Source organism: Mesorhizobium sp. IMUNJ 23232, from assembly GCF_044326205.1.
Lineage (GTDB): Bacteria > Pseudomonadota > Alphaproteobacteria > Rhizobiales > Rhizobiaceae > Kumtagia.
The window spans coordinates 1-1,076 of record NZ_JBIRCY010000161.1 but is presented as its reverse complement, the minus strand read 5'-3'; the positions used below and the strand labels follow the sequence as shown (position 1 = coordinate 1,076).

Here is a 1,076-nt window from a genome sequence, read left to right as displayed (position 1 = left end):
TATTGCCGCAAAGTTAGAATGTCCTGTTTCTGCAAAGTAGGAATGTCGCTCCTGCTTTCGAGGTGCCAGTGTCCCTGCTCACATTGGGGCATTGGGGGTCAGCAGATTGGGACTAATTTTGATGAGCGAGCGCGAGCTTCTACGCATCGAGGTCCTGTCGAAAGTCTTGGAGCGGCGCATGACGGCCGTGTCGGCGGCGCATGTTCTGGATATGACGACGCGCCAGGTCCAGCGTCTGCTTAAGGCGTTCCGGGCTGAAGGCGCCACGGCGCTTCGGCACAAGGCTCGAGGACGACCGTCGAACCATCGATATGTCGCCGGCGTCCGCGATCTCGCCGTTCGGTTGGTTTGGGAACACTATCTCGACTTCGGGCCGACCTTGGCGGCAGAGAAGCTGGCGGCGAACCACGGCCTGATTGTTTCGCGCGAGACACTGCGCAAATGGATGGCGGACGCTGGAATCTGGCTGTCACGCAAGCAGCGCCGGACATTCCATCAGCCTCGTTTGCGTCGGGAATCTTATGGCGAGCTGGTGCAGATCGACGGCAGTGATCACCGTTGGTTCGAGATGCGAGGCGATCCGTGCACCCTGCTCGTCTTCATCGACGACGCCACGAGCAAGCTCCAGCAGCTTCGCTTTGTGAAGTCTGAGAGCACCTTCAGCTACTTCGAGGCGCTGGAACTCTATCTGAAGGCACACGGCTGCCCGGTCGCATTCTATTCCGATAAGCACACGTTTTCCGGGTCGCTAAGAAGGATGCCAAGGCTGGCCGCGGCATGACCCAGTTCGGCCGCGCATTGTCAGAACTCAACATTGAGATCCTGTGCGCCAATTCGAGCCGGGCCAAAGGCCGGGTCGAAAGGGTCAATCGGACGCTGCAGGACCGTCTTGTGAAGGAACTGCGTCTCGCCGGCGTATCGGACATCGAGGCGGCCAATGTGTTCCTGCCGGCGTTCATGGCCGACTTCAACGAGAGGTTCGCCAAGGTCCCTGCCCGGCCAGACAATCTGCATCGCGCTTTGAATGTGCCGCCGGATCGGCTGCGCGACGTGCTGTGCAAGCGCGAGCTGCGTTG

Annotated in this window: 1 pseudogene; it reads left to right on the top strand. The window is 60.0% G+C overall.

Annotated features, from left to right (window positions below):
- Positions 1-106 precede the first annotated feature (106 nt).
- A pseudogene (locus ACH196_RS38100) lies at positions 107-1,076 on the top strand (ISNCY family transposase); the annotation flags it as partial.